Genomic DNA, 14,961 nt, shown 5'->3' on the forward strand with positions numbered 1-14,961 from the left:
AAATCTGGATTGATTCCAATTGCACTGTGGACATAGACAGGAACAGCGCCACCTGATTGGGTGGACCCACGAATTCTAGGCGGAGACATGCCATGCTGGATGCAGCAACCGATCTGAAATCCCTTCTCAAGACACCCGACCTGTTGGCGACCAAGGCCTATATCGGCGGCCAATGGGTTGACGGCGACAACGGCACCTTTGCCGTCACCAACCCCGCGCGCGGCGACGTGATCGCCGAGGTCGCGGACCTAAGCCGAGCCCAGGTGGCGGGCGCCATCGCCCAGGCCGAGGCGGCGCAAAAGGAATGGGCCAAGTATACCGGCAAGGAACGCGCCGTGATCCTGCGTCGCTGGTACGATCTGATGATGGAACACGCCCAGGACCTGGGCCGCATCCTGACCGCCGAGCAGGGCAAGCCCCTGGCCGAGGCGGTGGGCGAAGTGGCCTATGGCGCCTCGTTCATCGAGTTCTTTGCCGAAGAGGCCAAGCGCATCTATGGCGAGACCATTCCCGGCCACCAGCGCGACAAGCGCATCACCGTTCTGAAACAGCCGATCGGGGTGGCCGCCTCGATCACGCCGTGGAACTTCCCCAACGCGATGATCACCCGCAAGGCTGGCCCGGCGCTGGCGGCGGGCTGTGCCTTTGTCGCGCGGCCTGCTGCGGAAACCCCGCTGTCGGCGCTGGTGCTGGCGGTGCTGGCCGAAAAGGCCGGCATCCCGGCGGGCGTGTTCAACGTGGTCCCCTCGTCGCGCTCCAGCGAGATCGGCAAGGAATTCTGCGAGAACCCAGGCGTGCGCAAGCTGACCTTCACTGGCTCGACCGAGGTGGGCCGCATCCTGCTGAAACAGGCCGCCGACCAGGTCATGAAATGCTCGATGGAACTGGGCGGCAACGCGCCCTTCATCGTGTTCGACGATGCCGATCTGGATGCCGCCGTCGAAGGTGCGATGCTGTGCAAATTCCGCAACAACGGCCAGACCTGCGTCTGCGCCAACCGGATCTATGTACAGGCGGGCGTCTATGATGCCTTTGCCGAAAAACTCGCCGCCGCCGTGGCCAAGCTGAATGTAGGCGACGGGCTGAGCGACGGGGTCACCACCGGGCCGCTGATCAATGCCGAAGCGGTCGAAAAGGTGCTGGAACACCTGGGCGATGTCACCGCCAAAGGCGGCGCGGTCCTGACCGGCGGCAAGCCCCATGCGCTGGGCGGCACCTTCTTTGAACCGACCGTGGTGACAGGCGTCACGCAAGAGATGAAGGTTGCCAAGGAAGAAACCTTTGGCCCGCTGGCGCCGCTGTTCAAGTTCGATGACGTGGACGAGGTGATCGCCATGGCCAACGACACGATCTTTGGCCTTGCCGCCTATTTCTATGCCAAGGATCTGAGCCGGGTCTACAAGGTCGCCGAAGCGCTGGAATATGGCATCGTCGGCGTCAATACCGGCATCATCTCGACCGAGGTCGCGCCCTTTGGCGGCATCAAGCAATCTGGCCTGGGCCGCGAGGGCAGCCATCACGGGATCGAGGACTATCTGGAGATGAAATACATCTGCATGTCGGTCTGACCCGGATCATTCGGGCGTGGCGAGCATCCGGGTCAACCGGCGCATCGCCACGTCCCATGCCTCTTGCTCTTGAGCGTTCAACGTGTCGCCAAAGACGTCGCGGAAAGCGGCCGACAGGGCCTCTGCGGCCTTGTCCAGATCATCCCGGCGCAGGTTGAATCGCGCATGTGAACGGGCCAGCGCCTGTCCCATTGTGTGAAATGCCTGTACATCGTTCATCCCACGAACCGTCGACGCCAGCATGGTGGCAAACATCTCTTTTTGCGCAAAGAAATCGCCCCGAAACAGGGATTTCGCATCAGGCAGTCGCTCGAACAGGTGGACATAGAAGCGCTCGGCCAGCTCCGCCTTTCTGGCGAATACCCGCGCAAAACTGGACTGCACCAGCCGGATTTGTTCGTCTTTCATCCCGCCTCGACCTTAGCCATTTCCGACGGTCGAACCGCCCGGATCCGCAGTATCGCGGGCGCATGTTAACGAGTGGTTTCCAGGGGGCTGGAAATCCGACTATTTCCGGCGTCCTTCCATCTTGCGCTTCAGCTTGTCGGTCTTGTGCTTGGCCTTGGCTGCCTTACGGCGCACAACGCGCTTGCCCTTGGACGGGGTGCCGCCACGTGGCATGTCCTTGTCCTCGATGCTCAGCATCTCGAACTCCAGCCCCCCGGTCACCGGCGAGGCCTGCGCCAGCCGTACCGTCACCCGCTGACCGATCGCGATCAGCAGCCCGGTTTCCGACCCCATCAGCGTCCCCGCCTCGCGGTCGAAATGAAAGAACTCGCGCCCGAGCGAACGCACCGGCACCAGCCCGTCGGCGCCGGTCTCATCCAGTTTCACAAAGGCGCCGAACCGGGCGATGCCGCTGATCCGGCCGCTGAATTCATTGCCCACCCGTTCCGACAGATAGGCCGCCAGATAGCGATCGGTGGTGTCCCGCTCGGCCATCATCGAGCGGCGCTCGGTGTCCGAGATATGGGTGGCGATGCGGTCCAGCTGCTCGATCTCGTCCGCCGTCAGCCCGTCATCGCCCCAGCCATGCGCCTTGATCAGGCCGCGATGCACGATCAGGTCGGAATAGCGCCGGATGGGCGAGGTGAAATGCGCGTAATTCTTCAACGCCAGACCGAAATGCCCGAAATTCTCGGGGTTGTAATAGGCCTGCGCCATCGACCGCAGGGTCGAGATGTTGATCAGTTCCGCCTCGTCCGTGCCTGCCGCCTGATGCAAGAGCGCGTTCAGGTGACGGGTTTGCAGCACCTGCCCCTTGGCCAGCGTCAACCCGGAGGCCTGCGCCGTCTCGCGCAGCGCCTCCAGCTTTTCGGGGGCGGGTTCCTCGTGGACCCGGAACAACAGCGGCACGCGCTTGGCGATCAGCGTCTCGGCGGCGGCCACGTTGGCGAGGATCATGAACTCTTCGATCAGCTTGTGCGCGTCCAGCCGGTCGCGGAAGGCCACGCTTTCCACATGGCCCTTGTCGTTCAGCACGATCCTGCGTTCCGGCAGATCAAGGTCGAGCGGCTGGCGCCGATCACGTTCCGCATCGAGCGCCTTGTAGGCGGCATAAAGCGGCGTCAGCACCTCATCCAGCAGCGGCCCGGTCTTGTCGTTGGGGCTGCCGTCGATGGCGTCCTGCACCTCCTGATAGTTCAGCGAGGCGACCGAGCGCATCATCCCGCGCACAAACCGGTGCCCGATCTTGTTGCCTTGCGCGTCGATCTGCATCCGCACCGCGATACAGGCGCGCGGCACCCCTTCGTGCAGCGAGCACAGATCGCCCGAAAGCCGGTCGGGCAGCATCGGCACCACCCGGTCGGGGAAATAGGTCGAGTTGCCGCGCTTGCGCGCCTCGCGATCCAGTGCGCTGCCCGCACGGACATAGGCCGCCACATCGGCAATCGCGACCCAGATCACATGGCCGCCAGGGTTCTTGGGGTCGTCATCGGCATGGGCGAAACAGGCGTCATCATGGTCGCGCGCATCCGAGGGGTCGATGGTGACCAGCGCCATGTCGCGCAGATCCTGGCGCCCTGACAGGCCCTGCGGCTTGGCGCTGTCGGCCTCCTCGATCACCTTGTCGGGGAAATCGTCGGGGATGCCGTGCTGGTGGATGGCGATCAGCGATACCGCCTTGGGCGCGGATGGATCACCCAACCGCTCGATGATGCGGGCGCGCGGCAGGCCCAGCCGGCCCTTGGGCCCGGCCTGTTCGGCCTCGACCAGCTCGCCGTCCTTGGCGCCATGCACCGCGCCCTCGGCCACCAGCCATTCGTTCTGGCCCGCCTTGTCGATGGGCAGAATGCGGCCACCTTCGGCGCTCTTGCGAAAGATGCCGAGGATCTTGTGCGGGTTGGTGCCGATCCGGCGGATCAGCCGCGCCTCGTAATTGTGATCCTCTTCATGCACCACGGTCAGGCGGGCAAGGATACGATCCCCCGCCCCCAGCGCCGGATCACTGGCGCGCGGCAGCACCAGCACGATGGGTTCCACCCCTTCGCCATGCCATTCCAACGGACGCGCGAAGAGATCACCGTTTTCATCGGGTTCTTTCACCTGCAACACGCTGACCGGCGGCAGCCGGTCGGGGTCGGCATAGCTGCGCTTGCGCTTCTCCAGATGGCCCTCGGCCTCCAGCTCCTTGAGGATGCGTTTCAGGTCGATCCGGTCCGAGCCCTTGATACCAAAGGCCTTGGCGATATCGCGTTTCGAGGTGAGCGTGGGATGCGCGGAAATCCAGTCGAGGATCTCCTGCTTGGTAGGGATGCGAGTCATGTCTCCGCCGTAGCACGCGGCGCGGTTGGCGTCACCGCAAAAGCGACGACGCCCGCCCGGGCGGAGAAGCGTCGCGCAGATCGGCCAGCCGGTCCACATCGCGCAGCCCGTCGACCAGCGCCACGCGACGTCCCGCAAGTCCCGCCAAGGTGTCCTCCAGCGCATGTTCGCTGGACCAGCGCACATGGCCGAACAGGCCCGGCGGCAAGGCGCCGCGGCGCGCCGCGCCAACCAGCCAATAGCCGCCATCGGGCGCCGGGCCGAACACGAACTCGGCCCTGCCCAGCGCCGCAAAGGCGCGGGCGATATGGGCGCGGGTAACGCCGGGAATATCCGCCCCGATCAGGCAGACCGGCCCCTTGGGCGCGCCCCGTAACTGCCGCGCCATCCGTTGGCCGAGATCGCCGCGCGCCTGTGGGCTGCGCGCCAGATCGGCCGGCCAGACGCGGCTGGCCAGACCTTCGACGTCGGGAGAGACCGCCAGCACGATGCGCCAGCGCGGATCGCGCAGGCGCCGGATCAGTGCCCGGGTCTGATGGCGAAACCACCAGGCCGCGCCCACCATGCCGATATCGCGCCCCAGCCGGGTTTTCACCCGGCCCGGGCGCGGTTCCTTGACCATGATGACCAGCGTGCGCCGCATCGCTCTGGCTCAGGCGAAAAAGTCCCGCAGGATCCGGCCATAGATCGCCTTGAGCTGATGGATCTGGGCGATCTCCACCCGCTCGTCCACCTGATGCATGGTGCGGCCCACCAGGCCGAACTCCACCACCGGGCAATGGTCCTTGACGAACCGCGCATCCGAGGTCCCGCCCGAGGTCGACAGCACCGGCGTCACGCCGGTTTCCGCCTCGACCGCGGCCGCCACCAGATCGGACAGCTCACCGGGCGGGGTGAGGAAGCTTTCGCCGGATATCTTCACCTTCATCTCGACCGCGACACCAAATTCCTCGGCCACCCGGTCGGCCTCGCCCTGCATCCACCCGGTCAGGCTGGCACCCGAATGCAGGTCGTTGAAACGGATGTTCACCGCCCCGCGGCATTGCGCCGGAATGACGTTGGTTGCGGTATTGCCGGTGTCGATGGTCACCACTGCAAGCGTCGACGGGTCGAAATGATCGGTGCCCTGATCCAGTCCGTGGCTGGCCAGCCGGTCCATCAACCGCGCCATCGCCGGGAGCGGATTCTTTGCCCGGTGCGGATAGGCCGAATGCCCCTGCACGCCGGTCACCGTGAACCAGGCCGTCATCGAGCCGCGCCGCCCGATCTTGATCATCTCGCCCATCCGGTCGGGGCAGGTCGGCTCTCCCACCAGGCAGACCGACATCCGTTCGCCCGATGCGGCCATGTAGTCGAGGAGCGCCTTGGTGCCGTCCAGTGCGTCGCCCTCCTCGTCCCCGGTGATGGTCACGATCACGGCGCCTTCGGGCGGGGTGGTGGTGACCAGATCCACCGCCGCCGCGACAAAGGCCGCAACACCCGACTTCATGTCGGTGGCGCCGCGCCCGTAGAGAAAGCCATCCTTTTCCTCGGCCCCGAACGGCGCCACGGTCCAGGCCGCCGCATCACCCACCGGCACCACATCCGTATGCCCGTTGAAGCCGAAGCTGCGCGCGTGTCCCTTGTCACCCCAGCGGGCGAACAGGTTGCAGATGCCACCGCGATCGACCCGGGTACAGGAAAAACCCGCCTGCGACAGCACCCGCTCGAGCACATCGAGCGCGCCGTCATCGGCCGGTGTGACCGAGGCGCAGCGGATCAGATCGGCGGTCAGGCGGGCAGCGTCGAGGGTCATAGAAGGCATCCTTTGCGGCTTTGGCATCCTCTGGAGCAGCAAATGTGACGAAAACGCCGCGTTGCCACCCTTGTTTGGCCCGAAATCACTTAACAGCGGCGGACCTCCCATGCTAGCCTGTCTTCAGAAAACAAAGACCCGAGGCAGGGTTACGAGCAGCACAGCCGCAAAGCGACCAGAAAAAAATCGCAAAGACGGCTGAACAGAACCGGCAACCGCACGACAGATGCGGCCCGTTTTTTCGTCGCGTGGCAACCTAGCCCGCGCCGGTCCCCTGCCCTGGATCACAACTCTTGGGGCGGGACATGGCTACAGGCGCCGAACTGAACTACAACCAGAACGCATCTGCGATGCAGATGGCGCAGACCATCTTTGGCGATGGTGTCACTGTTGTCGGCGCCTCTTACTCGGGGTGGAGCGGCTCTTCGGCGATCTATTCCAACGGTGACGCGCTGGCACCTGGGGCGACGCCGGGCGATACCGGCGTGATCCTGTCCACCGGCCGGGCCAGTCATTTCACCCGCGGCGGTGGCGATCCCAACCGCTCCACCAACACCTCGACAAACACATCGGGCGAGAACAACAACGCCGATTTCAACGCCGCCGCCGGCACCAATACCTATGACGCCTCCTATCTGGATGTCAGCTTCATCCCTGATTCCAGCGTGATGACGATGCAATTCGTGTTCTCGTCCGAGGAATATCCCGAATTCCAGAGCTCGATCTATCAGGATTTCGTCGGGGTCTGGGTCAACGGCCAGCAGGCCCAGCTCGAGGTCGGCAACGGCGATTCCGATCCCGGCAACATCAACGCGGTCAACAACCAGAACCTGTTCCTGGACAATAGCGGCGACGCCTTCAACACCGAGATGGACGGGCTGACCGTCACCATGACCCTGACGATGAACGTGATCCCCGGTCAGGTGAATACGATCCGTATCGGGGTCGCTGACGTGTCCGACAGCAACTACGATTCCAACCTGCTGATCGCCGCCAACAGCCTGCAGACGCGGCTGGTTGCAGTTGCCGATCACAGCACGATCTACCCCAACGGTAGCGTCACGATGGATATCCTTGCCAATGATATCAACCAATCCGGCGCCACGCTGACCATCACCCATCTGAACGGCATTCCCGTCACCGCTGGCAGCACGATCACGCTTGCCACCGGGCAGAGCGTGACACTGAACGCCGATGGCACCATCACCGTGACCGGCGACGGCGATGTCGAACATTTCAACTTCACCTACACGGTGACCAACGGCAGCAATACCGATACCGGTATCGTCAATGTCAACGCGATCCCCTGTTTCGTGGCCGGCACGTTGATCGACACCCCCTATGGAGAACGCCAGGTCGAACGGCTGACGCCGGGCGACCAAGTGTTCACCCGCGACAATGGCCCGCAAGAGGTGCGTTGGGTCGGTGAACGAACCGTCGATGCCGAGGGCGAATTCGCACCCATCCTGATCCGCGCCGGCACCTATGGCGCCCAGCGCGATCTGATGGTCTCGCCCCAGCACCGGATCCTCATCCGGGACGGGCTGAGCGAACTTCTGTTCGGTGAGCCCGAGGTTCTGGTGGCAGCCAAGGATCTGGTCGATGGCCGCAGGGTGCAGATCGTGCCCGGCGGGCGGATCACCTATGTGCATGTCATGTTCGACAGTCACCAGGTGATCTATTCCGAGGGGCTGGCCAGCGAAAGCTTTCTGCCCGGCCCGCAAACAACGCATCTGTTCGAACCAGAAACGCTTGCCGAAATCCGGGCCGTGTTCCCCGACCTCGATACCGCCACCGGGCAGGGCTATGGCCCTGCCGTACGGCGGATCCTGCGTAAATACGAAACCGAGCTGCTGCTCACATCTGCAAAGGTGGCCTGACATGGGATGGATCGCCGTTTCAGCACCCGAAACCCAACATTTCCGCACCGCGGGTCTAGACGCTTCGGCGGGGGCGCCCGCCCTTGTCGGCGACCACGAAGACGATCTGATGGTGCGCGGCACCCTGGTGTTCGAGACCCGGCTGCCCAACGCCCAGCGCCCACGCATCCTGTTGCAATTCGAACGCGGCGGCGCCTGGCCGTTCCATTTGTCGCTGCAGGCGATCCCGGGGGGCGGGCTGATCCTGATCGTCAATCAGGGTGGCTCGGTCCTGCATCAAGTGCTGAACGTGGCCGATACCGGACGCATCGACACGCTGAGGCTCAGCTATGCCTGGGACGCGCCCGCCCGGGCCGGATGGCTGGCACTGGAACATGACGAGCGCGAATACGCGCATCTGATCGAAGTGGAAGCGCCCTGCCCGTTGCGCATCGGCGATCTGCGGATGCTGTTCCGCGACGGGCCGCACCGGTTCGCCGCCCCCGAACTGGTCTATTTTGCCCTGTCGAGCGAGATCGAACCGGTGGGCCCGATGCCCTCGCTGCATCCGGAAACGCCGATCGCCACCCCCGACGGGTACCGCCCGCTGTCAAAGATCCGGCGCGGCGACACGGTGATCGTGGCCAGCGGCGAAGCGGTACCGGTGCTGCACAGGGTCAGCCGCACCATGCCCGCCTTTGGCAGTTCCCGGCCGCTGACAATCCGCCGCCCCTATTTCGGACTGCGGCAGGATATCCAGGCCGCGCCGTCGCAGCGCCTGCTCCTTTCGGGGACCGAGGTCGAATATCTGTTTGGCCGCGAGTCGGTTCTGGTGCCGGCGCGCCATCTGACCGGCGGCCATTCCGTTCTGCCCGCGCGTGCCAGGCTGACCGCGACCTATGCGCAACTGCTGTTGCCCACCAACGAGGCGATGATCACCGCCGGCGCCCTGGCCGAGAGCCTCTTCATCGGGCGCCTGCACCGCAAGCCGCTGCATCTGGCCGCCAGCGTGCTGGCCGGGATCGAGCGCAGCCGTCTGCCCGATCACGGCCGCCCGCGCCACCACGTGCTGCGCGCCTTTGATGCCCGCATCCTGGCCGAGGCGCGCGTGGCCTGAGCCACGCCCACTGATCGGTCCCGCCGGGCCCGGTCCCTGCCCTTGGCCTCCCGGCATACGGGAAGGCAGAAGGTTCTTTCCCCTTGTCCCGCCAAAGCTGACCCTAGGGTCACCTTGTTTGCGGGACCCGGCTGCGGTATGGGGCGGAAAACCGGAAACCGAACCCTTATGCGCAAGTTCCTGATCTCTGCCAGCCTGGTCCTGGGACTTTGGCCGCAATTTCTATTGGCCCAATCGCTGCAGGTGACGACGGTTACCCGCCCGCCCTTCTCCTTTGTCGAGGATGGCGTCGAGACCGGCTTCTCGATGGACCTGCTGGCCGCGCTCGCGGACAAGCTGGGCTTGGGCTACACGCTTGAGCGCAAGGAAAAGTTCTCGGACATGCTCGCCGCCGTCATGGACGGCGAGGCGGATATGGCAATCGCCAATATCTCGATCACCGCCGCGCGCGAGACCGAGATGGATTTCAGCCAGCCGATCTTTGAATCCGGGCTTCAGATCCTGGTACCCGCCGAAACCAATGCCGGGTCATCGCTGCTCAGGGCCTTGTTGTCGCGCGATCTGTTCCTGGCCATCGGCGCCGCCTTTGTCATCCTGCTGACCGGCGGCATGTTGATGTGGTACTTTGAACGGCGCGCGCAGCCCTATTTCGACCGCAAGCTGCACGAGGCCTGGTTCCCCTCTTTCTGGTGGGCGCTGAACCTGGTCGTCAACGGCGGGTTCGAGGAACGGGTGCCGCGCACCGCCTTTGGGCGGCTGTTCGGCGTCCTTCTGGTGATCTCATCGCTGTTCGTGGTGTCGGTGTTTACCGCGCGTATCACCTCGGTGATGACGGTCGAGGCGATCAGCGGTTCGGTCAATTCGGTCAACGATCTCTACGGCCAAGAGGTCGGCACGATCGACGGGTCCACCGCCGCCGGTTTCCTGACCCGGCGCGACATTGATTTTGCCGCATTCTCAGACTTGCAAGAGATGATCACCGCCTTCGAGCGCGGGGCGCTTGATGCGATCGTGTTCGACGCGCCGATCCTGTCCTATTATGCCTCGCATCAGGGCAAGGGAAAGGCTGTCACCACCGGCGCAATCTTCCTGCGCGAAAACTACGGGATCGCCTTTCCCACCGGTTCGGCCCGGGTGGAAGAGGTCAATCAGGCGCTGCTCGCCCTGCGCGAGGACGGCACCTATGAAGAGCTTTATCGCAAGTGGTTCGGCCGCCGGAACTGATCCGGCTCAGCCCGCCGCCTCGTCGTCGAAAAAAGGCGTCATCTGCGCAACGATCACCGAGTTCTCCTCAAGCGCCCGTTGCATCAGCGCGCGTTCTTCCGCGTCGATCTCGTGGCCCTGCGCCTCGCGCTCTTCGAGCGTTCCGTATCCGGTGACGTCCAGCGGGGCTGTATCGGCCTGTTTCAGGATCGCCACGGTTTCGCGCACCGCCTCGGCCTCGTCCACGCCACTGGCATAACACATCAGCGCCGCGCCGGTTGCCCCCTCGGGCAGACCGTCGCCGGTCTTGCGCCCGATCTGCACGACCAGCGTATAAACCTGCTGCCTGGATTTCTGTTTGTCAGCCATGATGCGCCCGGCGCCCCCTTTGCACTGTCGCCCCGGCGCATGCCTTGATGCGCCGGGGCGGTTGGCCCTGTGATCAGTCGCGCAGCAGCTCGTTGATGCCGGTCTTCGAGCGGGTCCGCTCGTCCACCCGCTTGACGATCACCGCACAATACAGGCTGACACCGCCGGTCGAGGGCATCGAACCCGAAACCACCACCGAATAGGGCGGCACCTCGCCATACATGACCTCGCCGGTCTCGCGGTCGACGATCTTGGTGGACTGGCCGATATAGACACCCATCCCCAGCACCGCACCTTCACGCACGATGACGCCCTCGACCACCTCGGAGCGGGCGCCGATGAAGCAGTTGTCCTCGATGATGGTGGGGCCGGCCTGCATCGGCTCCAGCACGCCGCCAATGCCGACGCCCCCCGACAGGTGCACGTTCCTGCCGATCTGGGCACAGCTGCCCACGGTGGCCCAGGTGTCGACCATGGTGCCGCTGTCCACATAGGCGCCGAGGTTGACGAAGGACGGCATCAGCACCACGCCCGGCGCGATATAGGCCGATTTGCGCACGACGCAGTTGGGCACCGCGCGGAAACCGGCGGCCTTCCACTGGCTTTCACCCCAGCCGGCGAACTTGCTGTCCACCTTGTCCCACCAGCCGCCGCCCTGCGGGCCGCCGGACTGGATTTCCATGTCCTTGATGCGGAAGCCCAGCAGCACCGCCTTCTTGGCCCACTGGTTCACATGCCAGCTGCCGTCGGCCTGTTTCTCGGCCACCCGCAGCCCGCCGCCATCCAGCGCGGCCAGCGTTTCCTCGATCGCCTCCCGCGTGGCGCCGGTGGTGGCGGGGGTAATGCTGTCGCGCGCGTCCCACGCGGCCTCGATGGCGGCTTCCAGCTCTTGGTTCGACATGAGGTCTTGCTCCCTGATGAATGCGTCACGTTGGTTTCGCCTATACGCAAGCACGGGCCAAGGCGCAATGCGACGCGCCCGGGCCCGATTGCGGCCTCAGGCCGTTTCCAGCGCGCCCAGGGCGGCGAACAACTCGGCATCGGCGCCGGTCCCGGCATTGGGCGCGGTCAGCAACACGTCGCCATAAAACACCGAATTGGCCCCGGCCAGAAAGCACAGCGCCTGCTCGGCGGCGCTGAAATCCGAGCGGCCCGCCGACAGCCGCACCCGTGTCAGCGGCATGATGATCCGCGCCGTGGCGACCATGCGCACCAGATCAAAGATGCCTACCCGCTCGCGATGCGCCAGCGGCGTGCCTTCGATGGGGATCAGCGCGTTGATCGGTACGCTTTCGGGATGGGGCGCGAAATTCGCCAGCACCTGCAACATCGCGGCGCGGTCGCGCAGGCTCTCACCCATGCCGATGATGCCCCCGCAACACAGCTCAATCCCGGCATCGCGGCAATAGGCCAGCGTATCGAGCCGGTCCTGATAGGTGCGGGTGCCGATGATCTGGCCATAGAACTCGGGCGAAGTGTCGAGGTTGTGGTTATACGCCGTCAGCCCCGCCTCGGCCAGTCGCTGCGCCTGATGGGGCCGCAACATGCCCAGTGTCACGCAGGCCTCCATCCCCAGGGCGCGCACCCCGCGCACCATGGCCAGCACATTGTCGAACTCGGCGCCATCGCGCACCTGCCGCCAGGCCGCACCCATGCAGAACCGTTCGGCCCCGGCCCGCTGTGCCCGCCGCGCCAGAGAGACCACGTGATCGGGGTTCATCAGCTTTTCCCGGGTCAGCTCGACCTCGCGGTGATGGGCCGATTGCGGGCAATAGGCGCAATCCTCGGGGCAACCGCCGGTCTTGATGCTGAGCAGGCTGGCCTTTTGGATGTCATCGGGCGCGTGATGGGCGCGATGCACCCCATTGGCGCGCCCCACCAGGTCGAGCAGGGGAAGGCGCAACAGCGCCTCCACCTCGTCCACGCTCCAGTCAGAGCGGATCGCCTCAGCCATGACGGGCGCCCCCGCGCAGGCGCTCGGCCCAGCCTTGCGGCAGCTTGGTGACCAGCAGGGCTGCCAGCGTGACCTTGACCAGATCGCCAGCCACAAAGGGCGTCATGCCATAGGCGAGCAGCTTGTCCGCAGGCACGAATTGCGCCAACCAGGCCAGCCCCAGCGCATAGATCACCGCCAGCCCCAGCAGCATCGCAGGCCAGAGCGCCAGCCGGTGCAGCCGGTCGGCGGCAAAGCCCACCAGCGCAGAGGCAACCAAGAAACCCACCAGATATCCACCGGTTCCACCCAGCATATAGGCCAGGCCAAGGCCCTTTTCCGGTGTGCCCGCAAACACCGGCAGGCCCAGCGCGCCAACCGCCAGATACCCGGCCAGCGTCGCGGTCCCCAGACGCATCCCGTAAAGCGCGGCCAGAGCCATCACGGCGGCCACCTGCAAGGTCATCGGCACGGGCCAGAACGGCACCTGCACCCGGGCCGACAGGGTCAGGATCGCGATCCCTGCCGCAACACGCAGTATCTGCCCGCTCAACGCGGGTGCACGGGCACCGGCAACGACGGCTTCGGTGGTCTGTTTCATCGCTTTCTCCATTTTATAGATAAAAATTTCGACTCATTCTCGCATTCATGATTTCTATCTATAATTTTCGCAAGCAAAAATCCGTAACCGGGTATTTCTACGCGATCGGCAAATGTCGGAAGGTCAGAGCGCCCGGCGCAGATGCCGACGCAGCACGTCGCAGGCGGTCTCGGCATCGCGCCGCTTCATCGCCATCAGAATCGCCGCATGGTCGGTATCGGTGCGCTGCCGCCAGCGTTGCCGCCAATGGGCATGCAGATGCCGGGACGAGGCGATATGCAGATCGTCGATCGCCGACAACAGGCGAGGCATGGCACAAGGTGTGAGGATGGCGCGGTGAAAGGCGCGGTTGCGCGCCTCCCAGGTGGGCATATCCTCGGCCCCGTCGCAGGCCAGGCGTGCGACATCAATCGCTTGCAGGTCGCCCGGCGTTGCATTCTGGACCGCGTGCTGTAGCGCCAGCGGCTCCAGCGCCACCCGCATCTCGATCACCTCGCGGATTTCGGCCGGGTCCAGAGCGGTGACCCGCATGCCCCGGCGCGGCTCGCTTTGCGCCAGCCCATGCGCTTCGAGCCTCAGCAGCGCTTCGCGCACCGGAACATGGCTGGTGTCAAAGGCGCGCGCGATATGATCCTGGCGCAGCTTCTCGCCCGCCGACAGGGCGCCGGTGATGATCTGCTGGCTGAGCCGGGCATAGATGGTGTCGGCGATGGTTGCGGTCATGAATTATAGATAAAATGCCCAGCGCCACCGGACAAGCCGCAATCATCACCCGGCAAAGGGATCCGGGGCGATATTGCCACCGCAAACCAGTACCGCCACCCGCTCGTCCGGCTCGGGACGATAGGCGCCGCACATCAGCGCCGCCAGCGCGGTTGCACCCGCGGGCTCGACCAGAACCCGGCGCTCGGCCCAGAGCGCGCGCTGGGCCGCGGCAATCGCCGCGTCCGGAACCAGAACCGACCGGGCACCCCCCTGCGCCAGACCGAAACAGATCTCGCCGATCCGCCGCGCGCCCAGCGCATTGGCGGCGATGCCCGACACCTCGACATCGACCGGCCCACCGTTGGTCAGCGCGGCATTCAGCGCGCAGGAGGTTTCCGGCTCGACCGCGACCACCTTGCGCGCACCCTGCCACCAGGCCAGCGCCCCGGCGACCAGACCGCCACCGCCGACCGCGATCACCACCGTATCGGCCTCTAGCCCCTGCGCATCCCATTCGGCAAAGCAGGTGCCCTGCCCGGCAACGGTCGCGGGCGCGTCATAGGCATGGATCTGCATCGCGCCGGTGGCGGCCTCATGCGCCTGCGCCAGGGCCAGCGCATTGGCATATTCGCCCGGCACCACCTCAAGATCGGCGCCGGTATCCCGGATCAGCGCGATCTTGGCGGGGCCAGCCATTTCCGGCACGAAGATCTTGGCGCGATGGCCCAGAGCGCGGGCCGCATAGGCCACCGCCGCACCATGATTGCCACCCGATGCGGCCACCACACCCGCAGCGGGCACGTCGCTGGACAGCAGGGTATTAAAGGCCCCGCGCGCCTTGAAACTGCCGGTATGCTGCATCTGTTCCAGCTTCAGGGAAAGCGGGTCGGACAGGCCAAATCCGCGCGTCTCCATCACCGGGGTCACTTGCACATGCCCGGCGATCCGATCCGCCGCCGCCGCGATATCCGCTTTCCAATCCATTCTCATACCCTCTTGACCAGCCGCCTCTGGCGCTTGCCCCGCGAACCCTATAGCTGTGGGG

General features: G+C 65.1%; 14 protein-coding genes. 4 read left to right on the forward strand and 10 right to left on the reverse strand.

From position 1 onward, the window contains the following. The first annotated feature begins 92 nt into the window (after positions 1–92). The gene (locus SPO_RS16860) at positions 93–1,568 is read left to right on the forward strand and encodes an NAD-dependent succinate-semialdehyde dehydrogenase (protein ID WP_044028714.1); all 1,476 of its coding nucleotides are present in this window, start codon (positions 93–95) and stop codon (positions 1,566–1,568) included. A 6-nt stretch (positions 1,569–1,574) separates the two neighbouring features. On the opposite strand, the gene SPO_RS16865 is transcribed toward SPO_RS16860, so the two are convergent. From SPO_RS16865 to dapE, 4 genes are all read right to left on the reverse strand, one after another. Next, a complete protein-coding gene (locus SPO_RS16865; protein WP_011049012.1) occupies positions 1,575–1,976 on the reverse strand; it encodes a globin domain-containing protein in 402 nt (133 codons plus the stop codon). 99 nt (positions 1,977–2,075) lie between these two features. Then, on the reverse strand, positions 2,076–4,334 hold the full coding sequence (gene rnr, locus SPO_RS16870) for a ribonuclease R (protein WP_011049013.1): 2,259 nt from the start codon (positions 4,332–4,334) through the stop codon (positions 2,076–2,078). A 31-nt stretch (positions 4,335–4,365) separates the two neighbouring features. Continuing rightward, the gene (locus SPO_RS16875; RefSeq protein ID WP_011049014.1) at positions 4,366–4,977 is read right to left on the reverse strand and encodes a TIGR04282 family arsenosugar biosynthesis glycosyltransferase; all 612 of its coding nucleotides are present in this window, start codon (positions 4,975–4,977) and stop codon (positions 4,366–4,368) included. 9 nt (positions 4,978–4,986) lie between these two features. Beyond that, on the reverse strand, positions 4,987–6,129 hold the full coding sequence (dapE, locus tag SPO_RS16880) for a succinyl-diaminopimelate desuccinylase (protein ID WP_011049015.1): 1,143 nt from the start codon (positions 6,127–6,129) through the stop codon (positions 4,987–4,989). Between the two features lie 305 nt (positions 6,130–6,434). Between dapE and SPO_RS16885 the strand changes: the two genes are divergently transcribed. The 3 genes from SPO_RS16885 to SPO_RS16895 all read left to right on the forward strand — a co-directional run bounded on the left by SPO_RS16885 (position 6,435) and on the right by SPO_RS16895 (position 10,329). Further along, positions 6,435–8,009 (forward strand): Hint domain-containing protein, encoded by a 1,575-nt coding sequence (locus SPO_RS16885; RefSeq protein ID WP_044028717.1) that lies wholly within the window; start codon positions 6,435–6,437, stop codon positions 8,007–8,009. Position 8,010: 1 nt separating this feature from the next. Beyond that, on the forward strand, positions 8,011–9,105 hold the full coding sequence (locus SPO_RS16890) for a Hint domain-containing protein (protein WP_044028718.1): 1,095 nt from the start codon (positions 8,011–8,013) through the stop codon (positions 9,103–9,105). A 168-nt stretch (positions 9,106–9,273) separates the two neighbouring features. Further along, positions 9,274–10,329, forward strand: a complete 1,056-nt coding sequence (locus SPO_RS16895; RefSeq protein ID WP_044028720.1) for a transporter substrate-binding domain-containing protein — start codon at positions 9,274–9,276, stop codon at positions 10,327–10,329. A 6-nt stretch (positions 10,330–10,335) separates the two neighbouring features. Here the strand turns inward: SPO_RS16895 and SPO_RS16900 are convergent, their stop codons facing one another. From SPO_RS16900 to SPO_RS16925, 6 genes are all read right to left on the reverse strand, one after another. After that, a complete protein-coding gene (locus SPO_RS16900; protein ID WP_011049019.1) occupies positions 10,336–10,677 on the reverse strand; it encodes a hypothetical protein in 342 nt (113 codons plus the stop codon). A 73-nt stretch (positions 10,678–10,750) separates the two neighbouring features. Beyond that, a complete protein-coding gene (gene dapD / locus SPO_RS16905) occupies positions 10,751–11,578 on the reverse strand; it encodes a 2,3,4,5-tetrahydropyridine-2,6-dicarboxylate N-succinyltransferase (protein ID WP_011049020.1) in 828 nt (275 codons plus the stop codon). Between the two features lie 96 nt (positions 11,579–11,674). Continuing rightward, entirely contained in the window at positions 11,675–12,631 is a 957-nt protein-coding gene (gene bioB, locus SPO_RS16910) for a biotin synthase BioB (RefSeq protein WP_011049021.1), read from the reverse strand. After that, positions 12,624–13,211 (reverse strand): biotin transporter BioY, encoded by a 588-nt coding sequence (locus tag SPO_RS16915; protein ID WP_011049022.1) that lies wholly within the window; start codon positions 13,209–13,211, stop codon positions 12,624–12,626. The genes bioB and SPO_RS16915 overlap by 8 nt, the downstream gene beginning before the upstream one ends. A 123-nt stretch (positions 13,212–13,334) precedes the next feature. After that, positions 13,335–13,934 carry a GntR family transcriptional regulator gene (locus tag SPO_RS16920; RefSeq protein WP_011049023.1) on the reverse strand — a complete coding sequence of 200 codons (600 nt, stop codon included), beginning with the start codon at positions 13,932–13,934 and terminating at the stop codon, positions 13,335–13,337. A gap of 45 nt (positions 13,935–13,979) precedes the next feature. After that, positions 13,980–14,900 (reverse strand): threonine/serine dehydratase, encoded by a 921-nt coding sequence (locus SPO_RS16925; RefSeq protein ID WP_011049024.1) that lies wholly within the window; start codon positions 14,898–14,900, stop codon positions 13,980–13,982. Positions 14,901–14,961: the final 61 nt, after the last annotated feature.

This window comes from Ruegeria pomeroyi DSS-3, from assembly GCF_000011965.2.
Classification (GTDB): Bacteria; Pseudomonadota; Alphaproteobacteria; order Rhodobacterales; family Rhodobacteraceae; genus Ruegeria_B; species Ruegeria_B pomeroyi.

Coding starts and splice junctions, on each gene's coding strand:
- dapE (WP_011049015.1), bottom strand. CDS start 6,129: ATGACCCTCGACGCTGCCCGCCTGACCGCCGATCTGATCCGCTGCGCC.
- SPO_RS16865 (WP_011049012.1), bottom strand. CDS start 1,976: ATGAAAGACGAACAAATCCGGCTGGTGCAGTCCAGTTTTGCGCGGGTA.
- SPO_RS16925 (WP_011049024.1), bottom strand. CDS start 14,900: ATGGATTGGAAAGCGGATATCGCGGCGGCGGCGGATCGGATCGCCGGG.
- SPO_RS16915 (WP_011049022.1), bottom strand. CDS start 13,211: ATGAAACAGACCACCGAAGCCGTCGTTGCCGGTGCCCGTGCACCCGCG.
- SPO_RS16875 (WP_011049014.1), bottom strand. CDS start 4,977: ATGCGGCGCACGCTGGTCATCATGGTCAAGGAACCGCGCCCGGGCCGG.
- rnr (WP_011049013.1), bottom strand. CDS start 4,334: ATGACTCGCATCCCTACCAAGCAGGAGATCCTCGACTGGATTTCCGCG.
- dapD (WP_011049020.1), bottom strand. CDS start 11,578: ATGTCGAACCAAGAGCTGGAAGCCGCCATCGAGGCCGCGTGGGACGCG.
- SPO_RS16885 (WP_044028717.1), top strand. CDS start 6,435: ATGGCTACAGGCGCCGAACTGAACTACAACCAGAACGCATCTGCGATG.
- SPO_RS16860 (WP_044028714.1), top strand. CDS start 93: ATGCTGGATGCAGCAACCGATCTGAAATCCCTTCTCAAGACACCCGAC.
- SPO_RS16890 (WP_044028718.1), top strand. CDS start 8,011: ATGGGATGGATCGCCGTTTCAGCACCCGAAACCCAACATTTCCGCACC.
- bioB (WP_011049021.1), bottom strand. CDS start 12,631: ATGGCTGAGGCGATCCGCTCTGACTGGAGCGTGGACGAGGTGGAGGCG.
- SPO_RS16895 (WP_044028720.1), top strand. CDS start 9,274: ATGCGCAAGTTCCTGATCTCTGCCAGCCTGGTCCTGGGACTTTGGCCG.
- SPO_RS16920 (WP_011049023.1), bottom strand. CDS start 13,934: ATGACCGCAACCATCGCCGACACCATCTATGCCCGGCTCAGCCAGCAG.
- SPO_RS16900 (WP_011049019.1), bottom strand. CDS start 10,677: ATGGCTGACAAACAGAAATCCAGGCAGCAGGTTTATACGCTGGTCGTG.